Origin of the sequence: Phytohabitans aurantiacus (genome assembly GCF_027923225.1) — a bacterium.
Classification (GTDB): domain Bacteria; phylum Actinomycetota; class Actinomycetes; order Mycobacteriales; family Micromonosporaceae; genus Phytohabitans; species Phytohabitans aurantiacus.
This window is the reverse complement of record NZ_BSDI01000013.1, coordinates 87,321-111,646: the sequence shown is the minus strand read 5'-3', so window position 1 is coordinate 111,646 and position 24,326 is coordinate 87,321. Positions and strand designations below refer to the sequence as shown.

26 protein-coding genes and 1 tRNA gene are annotated in these 24,326 nt (G+C 67.2%); all 27 read right to left on the bottom strand.

The annotated features are described in order from the left end of the window. Positions 1-9: 9 nt before the first annotated feature. Positions 10-279 (bottom strand): 30S ribosomal protein S17, encoded by a 270-nt coding sequence (rpsQ, locus tag QMG73_RS15960; protein WP_281896232.1) that lies wholly within the window; start codon positions 277-279, stop codon positions 10-12. Next, complete coding sequence (rpmC, locus tag QMG73_RS15955) at positions 276-512, bottom strand: 50S ribosomal protein L29 (RefSeq protein WP_281896231.1); 237 nt, start codon at positions 510-512, stop codon at positions 276-278. Before rpmC ends, rpsQ begins: the two co-directional genes overlap by 4 nt. Then, a complete protein-coding gene (rplP, locus tag QMG73_RS15950; RefSeq protein WP_281896230.1) occupies positions 512-937 on the bottom strand; it encodes a 50S ribosomal protein L16 in 426 nt (141 codons plus the stop codon). Before rplP ends, rpmC begins: the two co-directional genes overlap by 1 nt. Before the next feature lie 3 nt (positions 938-940). Beyond that, a complete protein-coding gene (gene rpsC / locus QMG73_RS15945; RefSeq protein ID WP_281896227.1) occupies positions 941-1,792 on the bottom strand; it encodes a 30S ribosomal protein S3 in 852 nt (283 codons plus the stop codon). Beyond that, entirely contained in the window at positions 1,792-2,274 is a 483-nt protein-coding gene (gene rplV / locus QMG73_RS15940) for a 50S ribosomal protein L22 (protein ID WP_281896225.1), read from the bottom strand. The genes rpsC and rplV overlap by 1 nt, the downstream gene beginning before the upstream one ends. A gap of 37 nt (positions 2,275-2,311) precedes the next feature. Next, positions 2,312-2,593: a 30S ribosomal protein S19 gene (gene rpsS, locus QMG73_RS15935; RefSeq protein WP_281896223.1), complete on the bottom strand. Its 282-nt coding sequence runs from the start codon at positions 2,591-2,593 to the stop codon at positions 2,312-2,314. Between the two features lie 3 nt (positions 2,594-2,596). Continuing rightward, on the bottom strand, positions 2,597-3,436 hold the full coding sequence (rplB, locus tag QMG73_RS15930) for a 50S ribosomal protein L2 (RefSeq protein WP_265248388.1): 840 nt from the start codon (positions 3,434-3,436) through the stop codon (positions 2,597-2,599). A gap of 14 nt (positions 3,437-3,450) precedes the next feature. Beyond that, positions 3,451-3,753, bottom strand: a complete 303-nt coding sequence (rplW, locus tag QMG73_RS15925) for a 50S ribosomal protein L23 (RefSeq protein ID WP_281896220.1) — start codon at positions 3,751-3,753, stop codon at positions 3,451-3,453. Beyond that, positions 3,750-4,415 carry a 50S ribosomal protein L4 gene (rplD, locus tag QMG73_RS15920; RefSeq protein WP_281896218.1) on the bottom strand — a complete coding sequence of 222 codons (666 nt, stop codon included), beginning with the start codon at positions 4,413-4,415 and terminating at the stop codon, positions 3,750-3,752. The genes rplW and rplD overlap by 4 nt, the downstream gene beginning before the upstream one ends. After that, a complete protein-coding gene (gene rplC, locus QMG73_RS15915; RefSeq protein ID WP_281896217.1) occupies positions 4,412-5,074 on the bottom strand; it encodes a 50S ribosomal protein L3 in 663 nt (220 codons plus the stop codon). The genes rplD and rplC overlap by 4 nt, the downstream gene beginning before the upstream one ends. A 13-nt stretch (positions 5,075-5,087) precedes the next feature. Further along, on the bottom strand, positions 5,088-5,396 hold the full coding sequence (gene rpsJ, locus QMG73_RS15910; protein ID WP_007073037.1) for a 30S ribosomal protein S10: 309 nt from the start codon (positions 5,394-5,396) through the stop codon (positions 5,088-5,090). A gap of 277 nt (positions 5,397-5,673) precedes the next feature. Continuing rightward, positions 5,674-6,867 (bottom strand): elongation factor Tu, encoded by a 1,194-nt coding sequence (gene tuf / locus QMG73_RS15905; RefSeq protein ID WP_281896202.1) that lies wholly within the window; start codon positions 6,865-6,867, stop codon positions 5,674-5,676. Between the two features lie 80 nt (positions 6,868-6,947). Continuing rightward, positions 6,948-9,053: an elongation factor G gene (gene fusA, locus QMG73_RS15900; protein ID WP_456107251.1), complete on the bottom strand. Its 2,106-nt coding sequence runs from the start codon at positions 9,051-9,053 to the stop codon at positions 6,948-6,950. A gap of 34 nt (positions 9,054-9,087) precedes the next feature. Further along, on the bottom strand, positions 9,088-9,558 hold the full coding sequence (rpsG, locus tag QMG73_RS15895) for a 30S ribosomal protein S7 (protein ID WP_281896197.1): 471 nt from the start codon (positions 9,556-9,558) through the stop codon (positions 9,088-9,090). Position 9,559: 1 nt separating this feature from the next. Then, complete coding sequence (gene rpsL, locus QMG73_RS15890) at positions 9,560-9,934, bottom strand: 30S ribosomal protein S12 (protein ID WP_014440718.1); 375 nt, start codon at positions 9,932-9,934, stop codon at positions 9,560-9,562. Between the two features lie 382 nt (positions 9,935-10,316). Continuing rightward, on the bottom strand, positions 10,317-10,856 hold the full coding sequence (locus tag QMG73_RS15885; RefSeq protein WP_281896192.1) for a phage holin family protein: 540 nt from the start codon (positions 10,854-10,856) through the stop codon (positions 10,317-10,319). Between the two features lie 191 nt (positions 10,857-11,047). Next, on the bottom strand, positions 11,048-11,362 hold the full coding sequence (locus QMG73_RS15880; protein ID WP_281896597.1) for a hypothetical protein: 315 nt from the start codon (positions 11,360-11,362) through the stop codon (positions 11,048-11,050). 100 nt (positions 11,363-11,462) lie between these two features. Further along, positions 11,463-15,350, bottom strand: coding sequence for a DNA-directed RNA polymerase subunit beta' (locus tag QMG73_RS15875; protein WP_281896191.1), 3,888 nt, complete (start codon positions 15,348-15,350; stop codon positions 11,463-11,465). Between the two features lie 107 nt (positions 15,351-15,457). Continuing rightward, positions 15,458-18,889, bottom strand: a complete 3,432-nt coding sequence (rpoB, locus tag QMG73_RS15870; RefSeq protein WP_281896189.1) for a DNA-directed RNA polymerase subunit beta — start codon at positions 18,887-18,889, stop codon at positions 15,458-15,460. Positions 18,890-19,441: 552 nt separating this feature from the next. After that, entirely contained in the window at positions 19,442-19,825 is a 384-nt protein-coding gene (gene rplL, locus QMG73_RS15865) for a 50S ribosomal protein L7/L12 (RefSeq protein ID WP_281896187.1), read from the bottom strand. A 33-nt stretch (positions 19,826-19,858) separates the two neighbouring features. Next, positions 19,859-20,401, bottom strand: a complete 543-nt coding sequence (rplJ, locus tag QMG73_RS15860) for a 50S ribosomal protein L10 (RefSeq protein ID WP_281896185.1) — start codon at positions 20,399-20,401, stop codon at positions 19,859-19,861. A 748-nt stretch (positions 20,402-21,149) separates the two neighbouring features. Beyond that, positions 21,150-21,860 (bottom strand): 50S ribosomal protein L1, encoded by a 711-nt coding sequence (rplA, locus tag QMG73_RS15855; protein ID WP_281896183.1) that lies wholly within the window; start codon positions 21,858-21,860, stop codon positions 21,150-21,152. 61 nt (positions 21,861-21,921) lie between these two features. After that, positions 21,922-22,356 carry a 50S ribosomal protein L11 gene (rplK, locus tag QMG73_RS15850; RefSeq protein WP_281896181.1) on the bottom strand — a complete coding sequence of 145 codons (435 nt, stop codon included), beginning with the start codon at positions 22,354-22,356 and terminating at the stop codon, positions 21,922-21,924. Between the two features lie 163 nt (positions 22,357-22,519). Beyond that, complete coding sequence (nusG, locus tag QMG73_RS15845) at positions 22,520-23,236, bottom strand: transcription termination/antitermination protein NusG (RefSeq protein ID WP_281896180.1); 717 nt, start codon at positions 23,234-23,236, stop codon at positions 22,520-22,522. Between the two features lie 20 nt (positions 23,237-23,256). Then, on the bottom strand, positions 23,257-23,652 hold the full coding sequence (gene secE / locus QMG73_RS15840; protein WP_281896179.1) for a preprotein translocase subunit SecE: 396 nt from the start codon (positions 23,650-23,652) through the stop codon (positions 23,257-23,259). A 111-nt stretch (positions 23,653-23,763) separates the two neighbouring features. Beyond that, positions 23,764-23,836, bottom strand: a tRNA-Trp gene (locus tag QMG73_RS15835). Between the two features lie 96 nt (positions 23,837-23,932). After that, positions 23,933-24,325: a MaoC family dehydratase gene (locus QMG73_RS15830; RefSeq protein ID WP_281896176.1), complete on the bottom strand. Its 393-nt coding sequence runs from the start codon at positions 24,323-24,325 to the stop codon at positions 23,933-23,935. Between the last annotated feature and the right edge of the window lies 1 nt (position 24,326).

Genomic DNA, 24,326 nt, shown 5'->3' with positions numbered 1-24,326 from the left:
TCGGCTTTGCTACTTGGCCTTCTCGAGGATCTCCACGACCCGCCACCGCTTGGTAGCGGACAGCGGGCGGGTCTCCATCAGCAGCACGCGGTCGCCGATGCCGCACGCGTTCTGCTCGTCGTGCACCTTCAGCTTGCTGGTACGGCGGATGACCTTGCCGTACAGCGGGTGCTTGACCCGGTCTTCGACCTCGACGACCACGGTCTTGTCCATCTTGTCGCTCACGACGAGGCCCTCGCGGACCTTGCGCTGGTTGCGCTGCACAGTGTTTTCGCTCATGACGCAGTCACCTCAGTCGGCGCGGCCGAGAGCCCCAGCTCACGCTCACGCATGATCGTGTAAATCCGGGCGATCTCCCGACGGATGACCTGCAGCCGGCGGTTGTTGTCAAGCTGACCGGTCGCGTTCTGCACCCGGAGGTTGAACAGCTCCGCCTTGGCCTCCCGCAGCTGCGCCACGAGCTCCTCGTCCGGAAGCTCGCGCAGCTCAGCGGCCTTGGTGCCCGCTGCCATCAGACTTCACCCACTTCGCGCGTCACGATGCGGCACTTCATCGGAAGCTTGTGGATCGCGCGGCGCATCGCCTCTCGCGCGATCGTCTCGTTCGGGAAGGACATCTCGAAGAGCACCCGTCCCGGCTTGACGTTGGCGACCCACCACTCCGGCGAACCCTTACCGGAACCCATCCGGGTTTCGGCAGGCTTCTTGGTCAGGGCCTGGTCCGGGAAGACCGTGATCCAGACCTTGCCACCACGCTTGATGTGACGGGTCATCGCGATACGCGCCGACTCGATCTGCCGGTTCGTCACGTAGGCGGGCTCCAGAGCCTGGATACCAAACTCGCCGAAGACCACCCGGTTGCCGCCCTTGCTCGCACCCGTACGCGACGGGTGGTGCGGCTTGCGGAAGCCCTTCGGGGGCTTACGCGGCATCAGCATGTGTCAGCCCTCCTGCTGCTCACTCGGCGCCGTAGCGGGCGCAGCCTCCGCGGCGGGCGCGGTCTGCTCGGCGGCCGCGGCGGAAGCCGCAGCCGCGGCACGACCCGCCTCGGTGCCGCCGGCGGTCGTGCCCGACGAACCGGAACGGCCACGACGCGGACGGTCGGGACGGTCACCACGGTCGCGGCGCGGACGCGGCGGGCCCGCCTCGGCCGGAGCCTCGCGACCCGGCACGGCGTCACCCTTGTAGATCCAGACCTTCACGCCGATCCGGCCGAAGGTGGTACGCGCCTCGAAGAAGCCGTACTCGATGTTGGCCCGCAGGGTGTGCAGAGGCACGCGGCCCTCGCGGTAGAACTCGGTGCGGCTCATCTCGGCGCCGCCCAGGCGGCCCGAGACCTGCACCCGGATGCCCCGAACGATCGGGTTCTTCATCGCGGACTGCATGGCCTTACGCATCGCCCGGCGGAAGCTGACCCGGCTGGACAGCTGCTCGGCCACGCCCTGCGCGACGAGCTGGGCGTCCGACTCGGGGCTCTTCACCTCGAGGATGTTGAGCTGCACTTGCTTGCCGGTCAGCTTCTCCAGCTCGCCACGGATGCGGTCGGCCTCAGCGCCCTTGCGGCCGATGACGATGCCCGGCCGGGCGGTGTGGATGTCGACGCGCACCCGGTCGCGAGTCCGCTCGATGTCGACCTTCGAGATGCCGGCACGCTCAAGCCCCTTGGACATCATCCGGCGGATCTTGACGTCCTCCGCGATGTAGTCCTTGTAGAGCTTGTCCGCGTACCAGCGGGACTTCCAGTCGGTCGAGATGCCGAGCCGGAACCCGTGCGGGTGAACCTTCTGACCCATTACTCGGTCCCTTCCTCGGCAGCCTCGGCCTTGGTCTCGGCCGGCTTCGTCTCGGCGGCCGGCTCGGCCGCCTTGGCCGCGGCTTTGTTAGCAGCCTTGCGAGGACCCGGCGCCGAGGGCGCCACGGCCTCGACCGCGATCGTGATGTGGCAGGTGCGCTTGCGGATCCGGTACGCGCGGCCCTGCGCCCGCGGCTGGAACCGCTTGAGCGTCGGACCCTCGTCGACGTACGCCTCGCTGACGAGCAGCGCGTCGGGGTCCAGCCGCTCGTTGTTCTCGGCGTTCGCGATCGCGCTGGCGAGGACCTTGTAGACCTGCTCGCTCGCGGCTTGCGGCGCGAACTTCAGCACCGTGAGCGCCTCCTGCGCGGGCAAACCGCGGACGAGGTTGACCACCCGGCGCGCCTTGGTCGGCGAGATACGCACGTGGCGTGCAACCGCCCGGGCGCCCGGGAGTACCGGAGCGTCGCCCTTAACTGGCATCGCTGTAAACCCCTTGATCCCTAATCCGTTTGCCCGCTCAGCGCCTGCGGCTCTTGCGGTCGTCCTTCTCGTGACCCTTGAACGTGCGGGTCAGCGCGAACTCGCCGAGCTTGTGCCCGACCATCGACTCGGTGACGAACACCGGGACGTGCTTGCGGCCGTCGTGAACGGCGATCGTGTGCCCGAGCATCTCGGGGATGATCGTCGAACGCCGAGACCAGGTCTTGATGACGTTCTTGGAGCCCTTTTCGTTCTGGACTTCCACCTTCTTGAGCAGGTGGTCGTCGATGAACGGGCCCTTCTTGAGACTGCGCGGCATGGGTTAACCCCGCTTCCGGTTGGCGTAACGACGGCGGACGATCAGCCGGTCGCTCGGCTGGCCCTTGCGGCGGGTGCGGCCCTCGGGCTTGCCCTGAGGGTTCACCGGGTGGCGACCACCAGAGGTCTTGCCCTCACCACCACCGTGCGGGTGGTCGACCGGGTTCATGGCGACACCGCGGACGGTCGGGCGCTTGCCCTTCCAGCGCATACGGCCGGCCTTGCCCCAGTTGATGTTTGACTGGTCGGCGTTGCCGATCTCGCCAACGGTCGCGCGGCAGCGCACGTCGACGCGACGGATCTCGCCCGAGGGCATCCGGAGCGTGGCGTACGCGCCCTCGCGGCCGAGCAGCTGGATGCCGACACCGGCCGAGCGGGCCATCTTGGCGCCACCGCCGGGACGCAGCTCCACGCAGTGGATCTGGGTACCCACCGGGATGTTGCGCAGCGGCAGGTTGTTACCCGGCTTGATGTCGGCGCCCGGGCCGGACTCGATCCGGTCGCCCTGCTTGATGTCCTTCGGCGCGATGATGTAGCGCTTCTCGCCGTCGGCGTAGTGCAGCAGTGCGATGCGGGCGGTGCGGTTGGGGTCGTACTCGATGTGCGCGACCTTCGCCGGCACACCGTCCTTGTCGACCCGCTTGAAGTCGATCAGGCGGTACTGCCGCTTGTGGCCGCCGCCCTGGTGCCGCGTGGTGATCTTGCCGTGGGCGTTGCGGCCGCCCTTCTTCGGCAACGGAGCCAGGAGCGACTTCTCCGGCGTGGACCGGGTGATCTCAGCGAAGTCGGCAACGCTGGAGCCACGGCGGCCCGGCGTCGTCGGCTTGTACTTACGAATCGGCATTTTTAGACAACCCCTTAGCTGACCGGGCCGCCGAAGGCCTCGATGCGGTCACCGTCAGCCAGCTTCACCAGCGCCCGCTTGGTGTCCTTGCGCTTGCCCCATCCGGTGCGGGTGCGCTTGCGCTTGCCCTCGCGATTGGCGGTGTTGACCGTCAGGACCCGGACGTTGAAGATCTGCTGGATAGCGATCTTGATCTGGGTCTTGTTCGCGTCCGGGTGGACCAGGAACGTGTACCAGTTCTGGTCGAGGACGCTGTAGCTCTTCTCCGAAACGATCGGCGCGACGATGATGTCGCGCGGATCCGCGATGGTGGTCACTTGTCCGCCTCCTCGCTGGTCTCGGCCTGGCTGGCGCCCCGGCCCAGGAACTCGTCGAGAGCGTCCTTGGTGAACACGACGTCGTCGGAGACCAGCACGTCATACGTGTTGAGCTGACCCGCGTCGAGCACGTGGACGCCGTTGCCGGCGAGGTTGCGCAGCGACAGCCAGCTCAGCTCGTCTTCCGCACCCAGCACGACCAGGACGCGGGCGCGCTCGGTGGCGGTGCGCAGGGTCTTCAGCGCCTCCTTGGTCGACGGCTTCTCGCCGCCGATGAAGGCCTGGACCACGTGCACCCGCCCCTCGCGGGCCCGGTCGGACAGCGCACCGCGCAGGGCGGCCACCTTCATCTTCTTGGGGGTCCGCTGGCTGTAGTCGCGCGGCACGGGGCCGTGCACGACGCCACCGCCGGCGAACTGCGGCGCCCGGATCGAGCCCTGACGGGCGCGGCCGGTGCCCTTCTGCTTGTACGGCTTCTTGCCGCCACCGGCGACCTCACCGCGGGTCTTGACCTTGTGCGTGCCCTGGCGCGCGGCCGCGAGCTGGGCGACGACGACCTGGTGCATCAGCGGGATGTTCGCCTGCACGTCGAAGACGTCGCCCGGCAGCTCGACGGAGCCGGCCGTGGTGCCCTCGGGGGTCAGAACGCCAACCGTGGTCACTTCGCCGCACCACCCTTCGCGGGCGCCTTGGCCGCGGAGCGCACGAACACGAGCGCACCCTTCGGGCCGGGGATCGCGCCCTTGATCAGCAGCAGGTTGTCGTCAGACTCGACCCGCTGCACCGTCAGGTTCTGCACGGTGTACCGGACGCCGCCCATGCGGCCAGCCATCCGAACACCCTTGAAGACGCGGCCAGGGGTGGCGCAGGCGCCGATCGAGCCGGGCGAGCGGTGCTTGCGCTCGACACCGTGGCTCGCGCGCAGGCCGTGGAAGCCGTGACGCTTCATCACACCCGCGAAGCCCTTGCCCTTGGTCTTGCCGGTGACGTCGATCAGCGCGCCGGACTCGAACGCCTCGACGGTGACCTCCTGCCCCAGCTCGTACTCGCTCGCGTCGGTCGTGCGCAGCTCGACGATGTGCCGGCGCGGCGCGGCACCCGACTTGGCGAAGTGGCCGGACTCCGGCTTGTTCACCTTGCGGGGGTCGATCGCGCCAAACGCGAGCTGGATCGCCGAGTAGCCATCCTTGTCGGGGGTGCGGACCTGGGTCACGACACAAGGGCCGGCCTGAACCACGGTCACCGGGACGACGCGGCCGTTGTCCCAGACCTGGGTCATGCCGAGCTTGGCGCCCAGGATGCCCTTCACTTGCCTGTCCATGAGTTCGCAGTCCCTACAGCTTGATCTCGATGTCGACGCCAGCCGGCAGGTCGAGACGCATGAGCGAGTCGACCGTCTTGGGGGTCGGGTCGATGATGTCGATCAGACGCTTGTGCGTGCGCATCTCGAAGTGCTCGCGCGAGTCCTTGTACTTGTGCGGCGAACGGATCACGCAGAAACGGTTGATCTCCGTTGGCAGCGGCACCGGGCCCGCGACCTGAGCACCGGTACGGGTCACCGTCTCCACGATCTTGCGCGCCGAGGAGTCGACGACCTCGTGGTCGTAGGCCTTGAGCCGGATGCGGATCTTCTGTCCCGCCATGGTGGCTTCTGTTTCCTTCTCTCGATGCCGCTGTGGTGAGGGGCTTCGCACCCCTTGTCCGACCCCCGCGGTCGGGCGTGTCGCGCCCCTTGGCCAGGCTCCGCCCCGTGCGAACGAGGCGATCTGGTTGGTGCGGGGTTCGAGGTACCGGGCGTATCAAACCCCCGGCCACCCGCGAGGATGGCCGGCTGCAATGGGCAGCCGGCCACCCCGCGCAAAGCGCAACCTGACTAGTATGCCGTACTCGCGTACAGCAGGTCCAATCGGGTTACCCAGCTCACTTGATGATCTTGGTAACCTGACCGGCGCCGACGGTGCGGCCACCCTCGCGGATCGCGAACTTCAGACCCAGGTCCATAGCGATGGGCTGGATGAGCTTCACGGTCATCGAGGTGTTGTCGCCCGGCATGACCATCTCGGTGCCCTCGGGCAGCGTGACGACACCGGTGACGTCGGTGGTGCGGAAGTAGAACTGCGGCCGGTAGTTCTGGAAGAACGGGGTGTGCCGGCCACCCTCCTCCTTGGAGAGGATGTAGACGGTCGCCTCGAACTCCGTGTGCGGGGTCGTGGTGCCCGGCTTGACGACCACCATGCCGCGCTCGACGTCCTCGCGCTTGACGCCACGCAGGAGCAGACCGACGTTCTCGCCAGCGCGAGCCTCGTCGAGCAGCTTGCGGAACATCTCGATGCCGGTGCAGGTGGTCTTGATCGACTTCTCGCGGATACCGACGATCTCAACCTCCTCGTTCGGCTTGAGGATGCCGCGCTCGGCGCGACCGGTCACCACGGTGCCGCGACCGGTGATCGTGAAGACGTCCTCGATGGGCATGAGGAACGGCTTCTCGGTCTCACGCTCGGGCTGCGGGATCGCGGTGTCGACCGCGCCCATCAGCTCCATGAGCTTCTCGGTCCACTCGGCGTCGCCCTCGAGGGCCTTGAGCGCCGACACGCGCACGACCGGGACGTCGTCGCCCGGGAACTCGTACGTGCTCAGCAGCTCGCGGACCTCGAGCTCGACCAGCTCGAGCAGTTCCTCGTCCTCGACCATGTCGCTCTTGTTGAGCGCCACGACGATGTAGGGAACGCCGACCTGGCGGGCCAGGAGCACGTGCTCCTTGGTCTGCGGCATCGGGCCGTCGGTCGCCGCGACCACCAGGATCGCGCCGTCCATCTGGGCGGCACCGGTGATCATGTTCTTGATGTAGTCGGCGTGACCAGGACAGTCGACGTGCGCGTAGTGGCGCGCCTCGGTCTGGTACTCGACGTGCGCGATCGAGATCGTGATGCCGCGGGCCTTCTCCTCCGGCGCCTTGTCGATCTCGTCGAACGGCGTGTAGGGGTTCAGGTCGGGCATCTTGTCGTGCAGGACCTTGGTGATGGCCGCGGTCAGCGTCGTCTTACCGTGGTCGATGTGACCAATGGTGCCGATGTTGACGTGCGGCTTAGTCCGCTCGAACTTCGCCTTCGCCACTGGTGTCCTCCTGTGGACTTCTTGGTTCGTACGCTTGGTCTTGCAACTGTGCGGCCATCAGGCCCGGTCTAGCGCAGCTCTCACTCGCCTGTTGCTTTGGCGATGATTTCCTTCGCGACGTTCTGCGGAACCTCGGCGTAGGAGTCGAACTGCATGCTGTAGCTCGCCCGGCCCTGGGTCTTCGACCGCAGGTCGCCGACGTAGCCGAACATCTCCGACAGGGGAACTAGGGCGCGGACGACGCGGGCACCCCCGCGCTCCTCCATCGCCTGGATGATGCCCCGGCGGGAGTTGAGGTCGCCGATGACGTCACCCATGTTCTCCTCAGGAGTGGTGACCTCAACGGCCATCATCGGCTCGAGCAGTGCCGGGTCGGCCTTGCGGGCCGCTTCCTTGAGCACCATCGAACCGGCGATCTTGAACGCCATCTCGGACGAGTCAACCTCGTGGTACTTGCCGTCCACCAGGGTCAGCTTCACACCGACCAGCGGGTAGCCGGCGAGGATGCCGTACTGCATGGCGTCCTGGGCACCGGCGTCCACCGACGGGATGAACTCCTTGGGGATGCGACCACCGGTGACCGAGTTCTGGAACTCGTACGTCGGAGAGTCATTGTCGAGCGGCAGGGGCTCGATGCTGATGATGACGCTCGCGTACTGACCGGAGCCACCGGTCTGCTTCTTGTGCGTGTACTCGACCTTCTCCACCTTGCGGCGGATCGTCTCGCGGTACGCGACCTGCGGCTTGCCGATGTTGGCCTCGACGTTGAACTCGCGACGCATGCGGTCGACGAGGATGTCGAGGTGCAGCTCGCCCATGCCGGAGATCACGGTCTGGCCGGTCTCTTCGTCATTGGCGACGCGGAACGTCGGGTCTTCCTCGGCGAGACGCTGGATCGCGGTGCCCAGCTTCTCCTGGTCGGCCTTGGTCTTCGGCTCGATCGCCACCTGGATGACCGGCTCGGGGAAGGTCATCGACTCCAGAATCACCGCGTTGGCGGGGTCGCACAGCGTGTCACCGGTGGTGGTCTGCTTGAGACCCTGCACGGCGATGATGTCACCGGCCTGCGCCGACGACTTCTCCTCACGCTTGTTGGCGTGCATCTGGTAGATCTTGCCGATGCGCTCCTTGCGGTCCTTGGTGGAGTTGATCACCTGGGAACCGGACTCCAGCTTGCCGGAGTAGATCCGCACGTACGTCAGCTTGCCGAGGTGCTTGTCCGTCTGGATCTTGAAGGCCAGCGCGGAGAACGGCTCGCTCACCGACGGCCTCCGCAGCAGCGGCGTCTCGCCGTCCGTCGCGGTGCCCTCGATCGCGGGGATGTCGAGCGGCGACGGCAGGTAGTCGATGACGGCGTCGAGCATGGGCTGGACGCCCTTGTTCTTGAACGCCGAACCGCACAGCACCGGGTTGGCCTTGCCAGCGACGGTAGCCCGGCGGATGCCCGCCTTGATCTCGTCGCCGGAGAGCTCCTCACCCTCGAGGTACTTCTCCATGATCGCGTCGTCGACGTCAGCGAGCGTCTCGAGCAGCTTGTCGCGCCACAGGGCGGCGTCGTCGGCAAGGTCGGCCGGGATCTCCTCGACCGCGTAGTCCTCGCCCTTCATGGTCTCGCCGCGCCAGGTGAGCGCGCGCATCCCGATCAGGTCGACGACGCCGATGTGGTCGCCTTCGAGGCCGATCGGGATCTGGAGCACCAGCGGGATGGCGTTGAGCCGGTCGATCATCATCTGCACGCAGCGGAAGAAGTCGGCACCCGTGCGGTCGAGCTTGTTGACGAAGCACATCCGCGGGACGTTGTACTTGTCCGCTTGGCGCCAGACGTTTTCGGTCTGCGGCTCGACACCCGCCACACCGTCGTACACCGCGATCGCACCGTCGAGCACGCGGAGGTTGCGCTCCACCTCGACCGTGAAGTCGACGTGGCCCGGCGTGTCGATGATGTTGATCGGGTGACCCTTCCACTCCACCTTGGTGGCGGCGGAAGTGATGGTGATGCCCCGCTCCTGCTCCTGCTCCATCCAGTCCATGACGGCGGCGCCCTCGTGGACCTCACCGATCTTGTACGTGATGCCGGTGTAGAACAGGATCCGCTCGGTCGTGGTGGTCTTACCGGCGTCGATGTGCGCCATGATGCCGATGTTGCGAAGCTTGGCGAGCGCGTTGTCGGCGGCAGCCACGATAATCCCTACTTCTTCGTCTCGTCGGTGACCGCTGTGGTTACCAGCGGTAGTGAGCGAAGGCCTTGTTGGACTCCGCCATCTTGTGCGTGTCCTCGCGCCGCTTCACGGCGGCACCGAGGCCGTTGCTCGCGTCGAGCAGCTCGTTCTGCAGGCGCTCGATCATGGTCTTCTCGCGACGCGCCTTCGAGTACGTCACCAGCCACCGCAGGCCCAGGGTGGTCGCCCGGGGCGGACGCACCTCGACGGGAACCTGGTAGGTCGCGCCACCGACACGGCGGCTGCGTACCTCGAGGGTCGGCTTGACGTTGTCCATCGCGCGCTTCAGCGTGACGACCGGGTCGGTGCCGGTCTTCTCACGGCAGCCCTCGAGCGCGCCGTACACGATCCGCTCGGCGAGCTGACGCTTGCCACGCATCAGGATCTTGTTGATCAGCTGGGTGACCAGCGGCGAGTTGAACACCGGGTCCGCGACCAGCGGCCGGCGCGGAGCGGGGCCTTTACGCGGCATGTCAGCTCTTCTCCTTCTTCGCGCCGTAGCGGCTGCGGGCCTGCTTGCGGTTGCGGACGCCCTGCGTGTCCAGCGAACCACGGACGATCTTGTACCGCACGCCGGGGAGGTCCTTCACCCGGCCGCCGCGGACGAGCACGATCGAGTGCTCCTGCAGGTTGTGGCCGACGCCCGGGATGTACGCGGTCACCTCGATCTGGCTGCTCAGCTTCACACGAGCGACCTTGCGCAGCGCCGAGTTCGGCTTCTTCGGGGTGGTGGTGTAGACGCGCGTGCACACACCGCGCCGCTGAGGGCTTCCCTTCAGCGCCGGCGTCTTGGTCTTGCTCGTCTTCGCCTGACGGCCCTTGCGGACCAACTGCTGGATCGTGGGCACCGGGGTCTCTCCGCTCCCTTGCTTGCTTCTTTTTGTGTGCCTTCTGTCGTGCTTCCGGGTCGGCCCTCGCGGGCTTCTCCGGCACCCGCGGTCGGGCGTGTCGTCCGGCACACGGTTCCGGCGCACGCTGACGCGTGAACCGGGCTGTCTCGTTGTCGTGCGGCGACCCTCTAAGGGCGCACGCACGGATTGCCCGGGCAAGCCCGGGCACGAGGGGAAAGAGTACCCACCGTGAGCGCACAGGTCAAAACGGAGGACTCCCTCTTCCCCATCCCACCCACCGGCGGACGACTCCAGTTGACAAGTGTACCTCGCCCCGATCCACCCCCACCGGCCCGGGGCACCCATCCCCCGCCCACACCCGCCGGCCCGCGGGCAGGTGCTAGGAGGCCGCCTGGATCAGGGCGGCCATCGCCAAGCCCAGCACGGTCAGGCCCAGGCCGGTAGCGCCGCAGGCAATGCCGGAGATCGCGACGCCGCGGCCGGTGAAGCGGATCGCTGGCGGTGGGGCCACCTGCCGGATCTGGCGCATGCCCAGCCAGCCGAGCACGACGCCGGCGCCTCCCGTGACGGCGGCCACCAGAGCGAACGCCCCACCAACCCAGACGCCCCAGCCGTCCTGCGCGCCGGCGAGACCAAAGCAGCCGACGACGAACGAAACCAGGATGGACACGATGCCTGCCACCAGCGCGCCGACCGCCAGCCCAGAGGTGACCGGCGGGACGTCGAGGTGTACCAGGGCGAAGCTGGTGCCCGGCACGGCCTCGACCTTGCGCGGCCGCGCCCATGCCTCGCGCGGCGGCGGCGGAACGGGCCGCGGCGGCGCGCCGGGCGGCTCTGCCGCTGCCACCTGGCCCGGTGCGCCGAGGTGCGGCGGCCCAGCGGCGCCGGACCACCCGGCGGTCGGGACAGGCTGCGGCACTGGAGGCGGAACCGCACCTACTGACCACGGCGAATCCGTCGACCACGCCAGCTCCGGCGCCAGCGGCTGGGCAGATGGCGCCGGTGCCGGGTCTGTCGACCCCGCCGGCCCAGGCGAGAGCGGCGCCGTGGGCGGATCTGTAGGGGTCGGAGCCCCGTCCGGCGGCGCCCCGTCGGTACTCATCTGTCCCCCTAGTCGACCGTCGGGCTGAAGTCGCGCCCGGCTGGGCTGCCCGCGAAGTCAACCACGCCGATGATCAGCGCGATCACCACGGTGATCGCGGCCAGCGCGATGCCGGCCCAGGCCAGCCGCTCACCGCGGCGCAGCCACGCGCCGCCGGTCAGATAGCCCCCGGAGGCGTACGCCTCGCGGCGCGCCTGCATGGACAGGACGAGCGCGATGGTGGCTGGCACCACCCCGCCGACCATCGGGCCGGTGAGGAGCCCGATCAGGCCGAGCGCGAACACGGTGCCGGCTTTGGTGGAGCGCACCGGCTCCGGATCCATCGGATGGCGCAGGGCCGGCGACGTCACCACGCCACAAGCCTACAAAGCGGAGGCGCCCCGCACTGAAACAGTGCGGGGCGCCTCTTTGACCAACAGCTCTTTACCGGTACGACCCGAAGTCGAAGTCGTCCAGCGGCACAGCCTGGCCGCTGGCCGGCCCGAACCCGTAGTCGGTCTCCGGGTACCCGGTCATCGAGTACACCTTGGCCTTGGCCTCCTCGGTGGGCTCGACCCGGATGTTGCGGTACTTGCTGATGCCCGTACCGGCCGGGATGAGCTTACCGATGATGACGTTCTCCTTGAGACCGATCAGCGAGTCGCTACGCGCGTTGATCGCCGCGTCGGTCAGCACCCGGGTGGTCTCCTGGAAGGAGGCCGCCGAGAGCCAGGAGTCGGTCGCCAGCGACGCCTTGGTGATACCCATGAGCACCGGACGACCGGCGGCGGGCTCGCCACCCTCGGCCACGAGCCGGCGGTTCTCCGACTCGAAGACCGCCCGGTCGACCAGGACGCCCGGCAGGAACTCGGTGGAGCCCGAGTCGATCACCGTGACGCGCTTCAGCATCTGCCGAATGATGATCTCGATGTGCTTGTCGTGGATGAGCACACCCTGCGAGCGGTAGACCTCCTGGACCTCCTGGGTCAGGTGGACCTGGACCGCGCGCGGGCCGAGGATGCGCAGGAGCTCGTGAGGGTCGATGGTGCCCTCGGTGAGCTTCTCGCCGACCTCGACGTGGTCGCCGTCGTGCACTCGCAGGCGGACGCGCTTCGAGATCTTGTCGTGCACGATCTCGTCGCTGCCGTCGTCGGGCACCACGATGATCTTCCGCGAGCGCTCGCCATCTTCGATCCGGATGCGCCCCGGGGTGTCGGCAATCGGCGCCTTGCCCTTGGGCACCCGGGCCTCGAAGATCTCCTGCACACGCGGCAGACCCTGGGTGATGTCCTCACCGGCGACACCACCGGTGTGGAAGGTACGCATCGTCAGCTGCGTGCCAGGCTCACCGATGGACTGGGCGGCGATGATGCCGACCGCCTCGCCGACGTCGACGGTCTTACCGGTCGGCAGCGACCGGCCGTAGCAGGCCGCGCAGACGCCCAGCTTCGACTCGCAGGTAAGCACGCTGCGTACCCGGACGTTCTCGACACCCGCGGCGACCAGCCGGTCGACGAGGATCGAGTTGAGGTCGTTGCCGCGCTCGGCCACGACGGCGCCGTCGGGGCCCTTGATGTCGTCGGCCAGGGTGCGGGCGTGCACACCGGTCTCGGCGTGCTCGTGCACCTGCAGATCACCGTTGATGACCTGGCCGACCGCCATCGTGATGGCGCGGTCGGTGCCGCAGTCTTCCTCGCGGATGATCACGTCCTGCGACACGTCGACCAGACGACGGGTCAGGTAACCCGAGTCGGCGGTACGCAGAGCGGTGTCGGCCAGACCCTTGCGGGCACCGTGCGTGGAGATGAAGTACTCCACCACCGACAGGCCCTCGCGGTAACTCGACTTGATCGGCCGCGGGATGATCTCACCCTTGGGGTTGGCCACCAGGCCACGGATCGCCGCGATCTGACGGAGCTGGAGCAGGTTACCGCGAGCGCCAGAGTTGATCATGACCCACAGCGGGTTCTCCTGCGGCAGCGAGGTCTCCATCTCCTTGGAAACCTCGTTGGTCGCCTTGGTCCAGATCTCGATCAGCTCGCCGCGGCGCTCCTCCGCGGTCATCAGACCACGCTGGTACTGCTTGTCGATCCGCTCGGCTTCCTTCTCGTACCGCTCCATGATCTCGGGCTTACGCGCCGGAGCGATGACGTCTTCCATGCCGATGGTCACGCCGGACCAGGTCGCCCAGTGGAAGCCAGCTTCCTTGAGCGCGTCGAGCGTCGCGGCCAGCGCCACCTTCGGGAACCGCTCGGCGAGGTCGTTGACGATCGCCGAGAGCTGGCTCTTGCGGATCTCGTAGTTCACGTAGCGGTAGCCCTGGGGCAGGGTCTCGTTGAAGAGGACACGCCCCATCGTGGTGTCGACGATGAGCTGCTCGCCGGGGGTCCAGCCCTCCGGCGGGGTCCACTCGGCACCGCCGACGCCGTTGTCGACCTCGACCACACCTCGCAACCGGATCCGGATCGGCGTACCCAGCTGCAGCTCGCCGTTGTCGAAGGCCATCCGCGCCTCGGCGTCCGAGCTGAACTCCCGGCCCTTGCCCTTGCCTTCCGGCTTCAGGTGGGTCAGGTAGTACAGCCCGATGACCATGTCCTGCGTGGGCATGGTGACGGGCTTGCCGTCAGCCGGCTTGAGGATGTTGTTCGACGACAGCATCAGGATCCGCGCCTCGGCCTGCGCCTCGGCGGACAGCGGCACGTGTACCGCCATCTGGTCACCGTCGAAGTCGGCGTTGAAGGCGGTGCAGACCAGCGGGTGGATCTGGATCGCCTTGCCCTCGACGAGCTGCGGCTCGAACGCCTGGATGCCGAGGCGGTGCAGGGTCGGTGCCCGGTTGAGCAGCACCGGGTGCTCCCCGATGACCTCTTCCAGGACGTCCCACACGACCGGGCGCTGGCGCTCGACCATGCGCTTCGCCGACTTGATGTTCTGCGCGTGGTTGAGATCGACCAGGCGCTTCATCACGAACGGCTTGAACAGCTCCAGCGCCATCTGCTTGGGCAGGCCGCACTGGTGCAGCTTGAGCTGCGGGCCGACCACGATGACCGAACGGCCGGAGTAGTCGACGCGCTTGCCGAGCAGGTTCTGGCGGAACCGGCCCTGCTTGCCCTTGAGCATGTCGGACAGCGACTTGAGCGGGCGGTTACCCGGACCGGTGACCGGACGGCCACGGCGACCGTTGTCGAACAGCGCGTCGACGGCCTCCTGCAGCATCCGCTTCTCGTTGTTGACGATGATCTCGGGCGCGCCGAGGTCGATCAGTCGCTTGAGGCGGTTGTTCCGGTTGATCACGCGGCGGTACAGGTCGTTGAGGTCGGAGGTCGCGAAGCGGCCACCGTCGAGCTGCACCATCGGACGCAGGTCCGGCGGGATCACCGGTACGCAGTCGAGCACCATGCCGAGCGGCGAGTTGCGGGTGTTCAGGAACGCCGCGACGACCTTGAGCCGCTTGAGCGCCCGGATCTTCCGCTGGCCCTTGCCGGACCGGATGATCTCGCGCAGGTTGTCGGCCTCGGCGTCCAGGTCCATGTTTTCGAGCAGGGCCTTGATCGCCTCGGCACCCATGGCGCCGTTGAAGTACTCGCCGAACCGGTCGCGCAGCTCGCGGTACAGCAGCTCGTCGGTGACCAGCTGCTTGGGCTCGAGCTTGCGGAACGTGTCGAGCACCTCGTCGAGCCGGTCGATCTCGCGCTGGGCCCGGTCACGGATCTGGCGCATCTCGCGCTCGCCAGCCTCCTTGACCTTGCGCCGCACGTCGGCCTTGGCGCCCTCGGCCTCCAGCTCGGCCAGGTCGGCCTCGAGCTTGGCGGCCCGCTTCTCGATCTCGGAGTCGCGGCTGTTTTCCGACTGCCGCTTCTCGGCGAGAAGCTCGTTTTCGATCGTCGACATGTCGCGGTGCCGGGCCTCGGTGTCCACACCGGTGACCACGTACGACGCGAAGTAGATGATCTTTTCGAGGTCCTTGGGAGCCAGGTCGAGCAGGTAGCCGAGCCGGCTGGGGACACCCTTGAAGTACCAGATGTGGGTGACCGGCGCGGCCAGCTCGATGTGGCCCATCCGCTCACGCCGCACCTTGGAGCGGGTCACCTCGACGCCGCAGCGCTCACAGATGATGCCCTTGAAGCGGACCCGCTTGTACTTACCGCAGTAGCACTCCCAGTCCCGCTGAGGACCGAAGATCTTCTCGCAGAAGAGCCCGTCCTTTTCCGGCTTGAGCGTGCGGTAGTTGATGGTCTCGGGCTTCTTGACCTCGCCGTGCGACCACTGGCGGATGTCGTCAGCGGTGGCCAGGCCGATGCGCAACTCGTCGAAGAAGTTGACGTCGAGCACTTGGTCCTATCCCTCGTATTTCGTGTTGCAGGGTGGGTTCTAGGCCTTGTCGTGGGGGGGGGGGGGGGGNNTGGTGCCGGAGCGGTCGCCCGCTCCGGCACCACGGTTCAGACTTCCTCGACGCTGCTCGGCTCACGCCGGGACAGGTCGATGCCGAGTTCCTCCGCGGCCCGGAAGACCTCGTCGTCGGTCTCGCGCATCTCCAAGGCGACGCCGTCGCTGGACAGCACCTCGACGTTGAGGCACAGCGACTGCAGCTCCTTGAGCAGCACCTTGAACGACTCCGGGATGCCCGGTTCGGGAATGTTTTCGCCCTTGACGATCGCCTCGTACACCTTCACCCGGCCGAGGACGTCGTCGGACTTGATCGTCAGCAACTCCTGGAGGGCGTACGCGGCGCCGTAGGCCTGCATGGCCCAGCACTCCATTTCGCCGAACCGCTGGCCACCGAACTGCGCCTTACCACCCAGCGGCTGCTGCGTGATCATCGAGTACGGGCCGGTCGACCGAGCGTGGATCTTGTCGTCGACCAGGTGGTTCAGCTTGAGGATGTACAGGTAGCCGACCGCGATCGCGTCGGGCAGCGGCTCACCGGAGCGCCCGTCGAACAGCCGGGCCTTGCCCGAACCGCCGACAAGCTGCACGCCGTCCCGGTTGGGCAGCGAGCTGGCGAGCAGACCCGTGATCTCGGCTTCCTTCACACCGTCGAACACCGGCGTCGCGACGTTGGTGCCCGGCTCGGACTCGCTGGCCCCGATGGAAGCCAGAGCGCGCTTCCAGTCGGTGTCTTCGCCCTCGACCTTCCAACCCGTCTTGGCGATCCAGCCAAGGTGGGTCTCGAGGACCTGACCGATGTTCATACGGCTCGGCACACCCAGCGGGTTGAGCACGATGTCGACGGGCGTGCCGTCCTCCAAGAACGGCATGTCCTCGACCGGCAGGATCTTGGAGATGACGCCCTTGTTGCCGTGGCGGCCCGCGAGCTTGTCACCGTCCTGGATCTTGCGCTTCTGGGCCACGTAGACCCGGACCAGCTCGTTGACGCCCGGAGGCAGCTCGTCGCCGTCTTCCCGGGAGAAGGTGCGTACGCCGATGACCGTGCCGGTCTCGCCGTGCGGCACCTTCAGCGAGGTGTCACGCACCTCGCGCGCCTTCTCACCGAAGATCGCCCGCAGCAGCCGCTCTTCCGGGGTCAGCTCCGTCTCGCCCTTGGGCGTGACCTTGCCGACCAGGATGTCGCCGGGGACGACCTCGGCGCCGATCCGGATGATGCCGCGCTCGTCGAGGTCAGCGAGCATCTCCTCGCTGACGTTCGGGATGTCACGGGTGATCTCTTCCGGGCCCAGCTTGGTGTCGCGGGCGTCGACCTCGTGCTCCTCGATGTGGATCGAGGTGAGCACGTCCTGCTGCACCAGGCGCTGCGACAGGATGATCGCGTCCTCGTAGTTGTGCCCCTCCCAGGACATGAACGCCACGAGCAGGTTGCGCCCGAGCGCCATCTCGCCCTCGTCGGTGCACGGACCGTCGGCGATCACCTGACCGGCTTCGACCCGGTCACCCTCGAACACGACCGGCTTCTGGTTGACGCAGGAGCCCGCGTTGGAGCGGCGGAACTTGTGCAGCAGGTAGGTGCGGCGGTGACCGTCGTCCTGGTGCACCGTCACGTAGTCGGCACACAGGTCCTCGACCACGCCACCGACCTCGGCGACCACCACGTCACCGGCGTCGACCGCGGCACGGTACTCCATGCCCGTGCCCACCAGCGGCGACTCGGCCTTGACCAGCGGCACCGCCTGGCGCTGCATGTTGGCGCCCATGAGCGCCCGGTTGGCGTCGTCGTGCTCGAGGAACGGGATCATGGCGGTCGCGACCGACACCATCTGGCGCGGCGAGACGTCCATGTAGTCGACGGCGGCCGGGACGACGTAGTCGACCTCGCCGCCCTTCCGGCGGACCAGCACCCGGTCTTCGGCGAACGTGCCGTCGGACTTCAACGGAGCGTTGGCCTGGGCCTTGACGAACCGGTCCTCTTCGTCGGCCGTCAGGTAGTCGATCTGGTCGGTGACCCGACCGTTTTCGACCTTCCGGTACGGCGTCTCGATGAAACCGAACGGGTTGACGCGCCCGAAGGTGGAGAGCGCGCCGATCAGGCCGATGTTCGGGCCTTCCGGCGTCTCGATCGGGCACATCCGGCCGTAGTGGGACGGGTGCACGTCACGGACCTCGAAGCCGGCCCGCTCACGGGACAGACCACCGGGGCCCAGCGCCGAGAGGCGCCGGCGGTGGGTCAGGCCCGCCAGGGGGTTGGTCTGGTCCATGAACTGCGAGAGCTGCGACGTGCCGAAGAACTCCTTGATCGCCGCCACCACCGGGCGGATGTTGATCAGGGTCTGCGGCGTGATCGCCTCGACGTCCTGGGTGGTCATCCGCTCGCGGACGACCCGCTCCATCCGGGAGAGACCGACCCGAACCTGGTTCTGGATCAGCTCGCCGACGGTGCGCAGGCGGCGGTTGCCGAAGTGGTCGATGTCGTCGGCCTCGTACCCCTCCTCACCGGCGTGCAGCCGGCAGAGGTACTCGACCGTCGCCACGATGTCTTCGACGGTGAGGACGCCCGTGGTGATCGGTACTTCGACCTCGAGCTTCTTGTTGAACTTGTACCGGCCGACCTTGGCGACGTCATACCGCTTCGGGTTGAAGAAGAGGTTGTCGAGCAAGGTCTGCGCGTTTTCCCGCGTCGGCGGCTCACCCGGCCGCAGCTTGCGGTAGATGTCCAGCAACGCCTCGTCGACGCCGGCGATGTGGTCCTTCTCCAGGGTGGTCATCATGAGCTCGGACCAACCGAACCGCTCGCGGATCTGCTCTGCGGTCCAGCCGATGGCCTTGAGAAGGACCGTGACGGCCTGGCGGCGCTTACGGTCGATGCGGACACCGACGGTGTCGCGCTTGTCGATGTCGAACTCCAGCCAGGCACCCCGGCTCGGGATGACCTTGACGCTGGAGAGGTCGCGGTCGGACGTCTTGTCCGGCTGCTTGTCGAAGTAGACGCCCGGAGACCGGACGAGCTGGCTGACCACGACGCGCTCGGTGCCGTTGATGATGAAGGTGCCCTTGGGCGTCATCATCGGGAAGTCACCCATGAACACCGTCTGGCTCTTGATCTCGCCAGTGGTGTTGTTGGTGAACTCCGCGGTCACGAACAGTGGCGCGCAGTAGGTCAGATCCTTCTCTTTGCACTCCTCGATCGAGGCCTTGACCTCGTCGAAGCGCGGGGCGGAGAAGGAAAGGGACATGGTGCCCGAGAAGTCCTCAATAGGACTAATCTCTTCGAGGATCTCCGCGAGACCAGAGCGGGCGTGCGGGTCGTCAGCCGACCGGCCCTGCCAGCCCTCGTTGCCGACCAGCCAGTCGAAAGACTCGTTCTGGATGGCGAGGAGGTTGGGGACCTCGAGATGTTCAGTGATCCTGCCGAATGAAACTCGGCGCGGAGCGAATGCGCTCGACGTACGACTGGTCTTCGCAGGGCGGGAAGCTGCCAAGATGCGTCCTTCCGAGGACCGGTGCTGCAAAACGGCCGTTGCGCGCGCACCCCGACTGGACCCGATCCAGAAGGCCAGTTTCGGACATTCCGGGCAGGGCTGAAGTCGGAAGGCAGCGCAAACTAGCAGTGTAGCCGAGCGGCTAACCGCTGTCCACCCACCCAGCCCACCTTACGGCAGCGCGTCGCGGAACGCTCCCATCAACACCTCTGCGGTGCCTCCGGGCCGCTCAGAACGCGGCGCTAACCGCGGTGTGCCGGCCAGACGCCGACAGCGTTGCGATCTTGCGATCTCAAGCGCTGCCGCCCGACCGGTGGCCGTTGCAAGTGCGGAAGGACTTGCTGATGTCAGCGTGCCTGTCAGCAAACGCTGCGTCAAGGGTTCTGCCGCGGGTCGGACTGCCGTGATCGGCGCCACGTCACCATCCTCGCGGCTGATCAGGCACTTTGCCCGGCGTGTCCCCGGCGTGTCGCGATACGAAAAAGGCGCCGCCCTGTCCGGACGGCGCCTTTCGCGCTGTTCTGCGAAGAACGCTCGGCGCTCTTCGAAAACCTACTTGAGGGTGACCTTGGCGCCTTCGCCCTCGAGCTTGGTCTTGGCCTTCTCGGCGGTCTCCTTGTTGACCTTCTCCAGGATGGCCTTCGGCGCGGCCTCGACCACGTCCTTGGCCTCCTTCAGGCCCAGGCCGGTCAGCTCACGCACGACCTTGATGACCTGGATCTTCTTGCCACCGTCCGACTCGAGGACGACGTCGAACTCGTCCTGCTCCGGCTCGGCCTCGGCCGGCGCGGCGCCCGGGGCGGCGGCGGCAACGGCTACCGGCGCGGCGGCCTTGACGTCAAAGGTGTCCTCGAACTGCTTCACGAACTCGGAGAGCTCGATCAGCGTCATCTCCTTGAACGCGTCGAGCAGCTCGTCGGTGCTGAGCTTCGCCATGATGTCTGGCGTCCTTTCCTTCGGGTAGGCCGCTTACGCGGCTGTGGATTCCTGTTCGCGCTTTTCCTGCAGGGCAGCCGCCAGACGAGCGGTCTTGGTAAGCGGAGCCTGGAACAGGGCCGCGGCCTTGCTCAGGTTCGCCTTCATGGCGCCGGCCAGCTTGGCCAGCAGCACCTCACGGGACTCGAGGTCGGCGAGCTTGTTGACCTCGGCCGCCGAGATCGCCTTGCCCTCGAAAACGCCGCCCTTGATGACCAGATGCGGGTTGGCCTTCGCGAATTCGCGCAGGCCCTTCGCCGCTTCCACGACATCGCCGGAGACGAAGGTGAGCGCGGTAGGACCGGTGAACAGCTCGTCGAGTCCGCTGATCCCCGCCTCTGCCGCAGCCCGCTTCGCCAGGGTGTTCTTCGCCACCGAGTACGACGCGGTCTTGCCCAGGGTGCGCCGCAGCTTGGTGAGCTGCGCGACCGTGAGGCCGCGGTACTCGGTCAGCACGGTCGCGTCCGCGGTGCGGAAGCGGTCGGTGAGCTCGGCGACGGCGGTGGCCTTGTCGGCCCGAACCGGCTTGTCCGCCATGTCCCTCCTCTCGTTGCTCCAGGCTGGTGCAGCCAGGCCCGACAACGAGAAACGCCCCGGCGCAAGGGGCGCACGGGGCGAGACATGGTCACGCGGTTCGTACACCGCCCTGCGCGGGTCGCCCCGTCGAGGCGGGACCTTCGACCACGCAATGCGTGGTGACCAGCGGTCTTCGGGTGGTTCTAGAAACTGCACGATGCCTCGCAGGGAATCCCTGCCTGCATCATCCAGTTTCGGATCGAAGAATACGCGGCCTCCCCGCGTGCCTCCAAATCGCGAACGGCGCGTTCCCCATCACAGGGGACCGCGCCGTCGGTGGGAACGCCTGGGGAGTAGTCGATCTCTTCCAAGAAATAGTGGGCTACCGCGATGCCCGTCGTGGTCCGGATCGCTGCTCCCGCGGCCGCATCCTCCGCGGTCTCCAGCCCCGCGCTCGCGTTGCGGCGCGATCCATGAAACTGCGGCCTTCGAGTGCGGTCGAGGCAACAAAAATCAGCGACTTCGTCGGGACCTTGAGCGCGGGCGGCGAGGCGACGAAGAGGGGTGAGCGCGACCACACGCGGCGGGTGAGGCCGCGGGAGCAGCGGTCTGGACCGCGACGAACATCGCGGTAGCTCAGATTCTGGTTTGGAGGGGGCGGCGCCCCGGCTGGGCGTCGATCAAGGAAGATCGTATCGATCAAGGGCAAATGCACATGGATTTGAGATCGAACCACGTGCATTTGCCCTTGATCGACGGAGAACGGCGACTAGCTCTCGACCTCGGCGACGTTACGCGTCACGTTGGGGTCGACCGGCACGCCGGGCCCCATCGTCGTCGCGACCGTGACCTTCCTCAGGTACTTGCCCTTGGCCGCGGACGGCTTGACCCGCAGCACCTCGTCGAGGACGGCGGCGTAGTTCTCGAGGAGCTTGTCTTCGGCGAACGACGCCTTGCCGATGATCAGGTGCAGGTTGGAGTGCTTGTCCACCCGGAAGGTGATCTTTCCGCCCTTGATCTCGGTAACCGCCTTGGTGACATCCATGGTCACCGTGCCGGTCTTGGGGTTCGGCATAAGACCGCGCGGGCCCAGGATCCGCGCGATCCGACCGATCTTGGCCATCTGGTCCGGCGTGGCGATCGCCGCGTCGAACTCCAGCCAGCCCTCCTGAATGCGGGCGACCAGCTCGTCGGTGCCGACCTCGTCGGCGCCAGCGGCGGCTGCCTCCTCCGCCTTCGCGCCTGCCGCGAAGACGATCACGCGGGCGGTCTTACCGGTGCCGTGCGGCAGGTTGACCGTGCCGCGGACCATCTGGTCAGCCTTCCGGGGGTCGACGCCGAGGCGCATGGCGACCTCGACCGTGGCGTCGAACTTGGTCGGCGACGTCTCCTTGGCGAGCTTGATCGCCTCAACCGGGGTGTAGAGCTGGCTGCGGTCGATCTGCTCGAGTGCCTTGCGGTAGCTCTTGCTGCGCTGCATTGCTTGTTTCTCCTGTGGTCATTGGCGGGCCGGTGCGCGGCCCTCCCACGTAGCGGGCTTTTCAGTCCTTGACGGTGATACCCATCGACCGGGCAGTGCCGGCGATGATCTTCGCGGCCTGCTCGACGTCGTTGGCGTTGAGGTCCGCCATCTTCTTCTCGGCGATCTCGCGCAGCTGGGCGCGGGTGACCGAGCCGACCTTGTCGGTGTGCGGGACGCCGGAGCCCTTCTGCACGCCAGCAGCCTTGATCAGCAGGCGGGCGGCGGGGGGCGTCTTCAGCACGAACGTGAACGAGCGGTCCTCGTACACGCTGATCTCAGCCGGGACGATGTCGCCGCGCTGCGACTCGGTCTGGGAGTTGTACGCCTTGCAGAACTCCATGATGTTGACGCCGTGCTGACCGAGCGCCGGGCCGACCGGCGGCGCCGGGGTGGCCTGGCCCGCCGGGAGCTGAAGCGTGAACGTCTTGACGAGCTTCTTCTTCTTCGGAGGCATGTCTCTTCCTGGGCGGTGGTGGTGACGTGCCGGCCGCACGGCCAGCACACAAACTGGCGGCCGCGGGCGCGCACGGATCATCTCCCCGGGCGGGCGCTTCGCACCCTTGCCCGAATGCAGGCAACGCGGCCGCAGGCCGACGTTCAAGCGTAGCGCAGACCGATTAGATCTTCGCGACCTGGTTGAAGTTGAGCTCGACCGGGGTCTCACGACCGAAGATCGATACCAGCACCTTGAGCTTCTGCTGATCGGCGTTGATCTCGCTGATCGTCGCGGGCAGCGACGCGAACGCGCCGTCGGTGACGGTCACCGAGTCGCCCACCTCGAAGTCGAGCACCTTGACCTCGGGCTTGGCCTTCTTCTGCTCGGTCTCGACCGCCGGCGCCAGCCACTTCAGCACCTCGTCGAGCGACAGGGGCGCCGGGCGATCGGCACGGTCGGTCGCACCGACGAAGCCGGTGACGCCCGGGGTGTTCCGCACGCAGGAGTACGACTCCGGGGTCAACTCCATGCGGACCAGGATGTAGCCGGGGAAGACCTTGTTCTGCACCTGCAGGCGCTTGCCGTTCTTGACCTCGACCTCTTCGCGGGTCGGTACCTCGACCTGGAAGATGTAATCCTCCATGTCGAGGCTCGTGATGCGCGTCTCGAGGTTGGTCTTGACCTTGTTTTCGTAGCCGGCGTACGAGTGCACCACGTACCAGTCGCCCGGCGCGTAGCGCAGCTTCTGGCGCAGCTCGGCGACCGGGTCGAAGTCGCCGTCCGGCTCTGCGACCGGCGCGTACTCCGGCTCGCTGTCGGCCACGACGCGGTCGTCGGCGGCGGTGGCCACCGAGGACTGCTCGTCGGCGATTTCAGCGGTCTCGTCGTACTCAGGCACGCTCGCTCACTTCCGTGTTGTTATTCCTGGTTGCCGAAGACGAACAGCACGCCCTTGGCGAACCCGTAGTCCAGCAGGGCCACGATCGCCAGCATGAATGCGACGAACACGACCACAACTGCGGTGTAGGTCAGCAGCTCCCTGCGCGTCGGCCAGATGACCTTACGCAGCTCAGCCACGACCTCGCGGACGAACCGCACCAGCCGCCCGAAGATTCCGACCCGGGAGACGTCTTTCTTGGCCTTCGGCTTGTCGGTCGGCTCCGCCTTTGGGCGCGCCCGAGTGGCGGTGCCACCGCGCGAGACCGGCTCGTCGGCGTCATCCTCGTCGTCGGCGTCGTCGTCGACAGCGTCGTCGAAGGACTCGTCGAGGTCGTCGACGGCATCGTCGTCGTCGCGCCGATTTCTGTCGGCCACTTCGCCCTCCGTGGGTCGTTGGGTACTGCGGCGGCGACCCACCGGCTGAGGAAGGACCACGACCAGCTACAGCCGGCGGGACCAACCCCGGGGCCGGTCAGGCCTTAGGCGCAGGGGCGACAGGACTCGAACCTGCAACCTGCGGTTTTGGAGACCGCTGCGCTGCCAATTGCGCCACACCCCTGTGGGGGCAGTTACCCGCCCGAGGCGCGCTCGGGCAGGGGTTACTACCCCACGGCGGACCAGTGTACGGGTAGACACCTGAGTTTCCCAACCTGGGCTAGGCGGGTCGGCGCACCAACGCTCTGGCCTGGGACAGCACTTTCTCGCCACGGCAGGTCGCGGTGACATCGATCTGCGTCAGCCCCGCCTCGGTCTGGCCCTTGACCACGCCTCGGACCTCTAGTTCGGTGCCCTCGTCGTCGTCAGGAACCGGCACCGGCCGGCTGAATCGCACGCTGAAATCGACCACGGCGTCCGCGGACCCGGCCCAGGCGGTCACCGCGCGACCGACCAGCGCCATCGTGTACATGCCATGCGCGATCACGCCCGGAAGGCCGACCTTGGTGGCGAACCGCTCGCTCCAGTGGATCGGGTTGAAGTCACCCGAGGCACCCGCGTACCGGACGAGGTCGGCCCGGGTCACGCGAAACGTCTGAACCGGCAGCTCCATG

Excerpts from the sequence above, each read along its gene's own strand:
- rpsQ (WP_281896232.1), bottom strand. The coding sequence starts at position 279 with ATGAGCGAAAACACTGTGCAGCGCAACCAGCGCAAGGTCCGCGAGGGC.
- rpmC (WP_281896231.1), bottom strand. The coding sequence starts at position 512 with ATGGCAGCGGGCACCAAGGCCGCTGAGCTGCGCGAGCTTCCGGACGAG.
- rplP (WP_281896230.1), bottom strand. The coding sequence starts at position 937 with ATGCTGATGCCGCGTAAGCCCCCGAAGGGCTTCCGCAAGCCGCACCAC.
- rpsC (WP_281896227.1), bottom strand. The coding sequence starts at position 1,792 with ATGGGTCAGAAGGTTCACCCGCACGGGTTCCGGCTCGGCATCTCGACC.
- rplV (WP_281896225.1), bottom strand. The coding sequence starts at position 2,274 with ATGCCAGTTAAGGGCGACGCTCCGGTACTCCCGGGCGCCCGGGCGGTT.
- rpsS (WP_281896223.1), bottom strand. The coding sequence starts at position 2,593 with ATGCCGCGCAGTCTCAAGAAGGGCCCGTTCATCGACGACCACCTGCTC.
- rplB (WP_265248388.1), bottom strand. The coding sequence starts at position 3,436 with ATGCCGATTCGTAAGTACAAGCCGACGACGCCGGGCCGCCGTGGCTCC.
- rplC (WP_281896217.1), bottom strand. The coding sequence starts at position 5,074 with ATGGACAGGCAAGTGAAGGGCATCCTGGGCGCCAAGCTCGGCATGACC.
- rpsJ (WP_007073037.1), bottom strand. The coding sequence starts at position 5,396 with ATGGCGGGACAGAAGATCCGCATCCGGCTCAAGGCCTACGACCACGAG.
- rpsG (WP_281896197.1), bottom strand. The coding sequence starts at position 9,558 with ATGCCGCGTAAAGGCCCCGCTCCGCGCCGGCCGCTGGTCGCGGACCCG.
- QMG73_RS15880 (WP_281896597.1), bottom strand. The coding sequence starts at position 11,362 with ATGGATCCGGAGCCGGTGCGCTCCACCAAAGCCGGCACCGTGTTCGCG.
- rplL (WP_281896187.1), bottom strand. The coding sequence starts at position 19,825 with ATGGCGAAGCTCAGCACCGACGAGCTGCTCGACGCGTTCAAGGAGATG.
- rplJ (WP_281896185.1), bottom strand. The coding sequence starts at position 20,401 with ATGGCGGACAAGCCGGTTCGGGCCGACAAGGCCACCGCCGTCGCCGAG.
- rplA (WP_281896183.1), bottom strand. The coding sequence starts at position 21,860 with ATGCAGCGCAGCAAGAGCTACCGCAAGGCACTCGAGCAGATCGACCGC.
- rplK (WP_281896181.1), bottom strand. The coding sequence starts at position 22,356 with ATGCCTCCGAAGAAGAAGAAGCTCGTCAAGACGTTCACGCTTCAGCTC.
- QMG73_RS15830 (WP_281896176.1), bottom strand. The coding sequence starts at position 24,325 with ATGGAGCTGCCGGTTCAGACGTTTCGCGTGACCCGGGCCGACCTCGTC.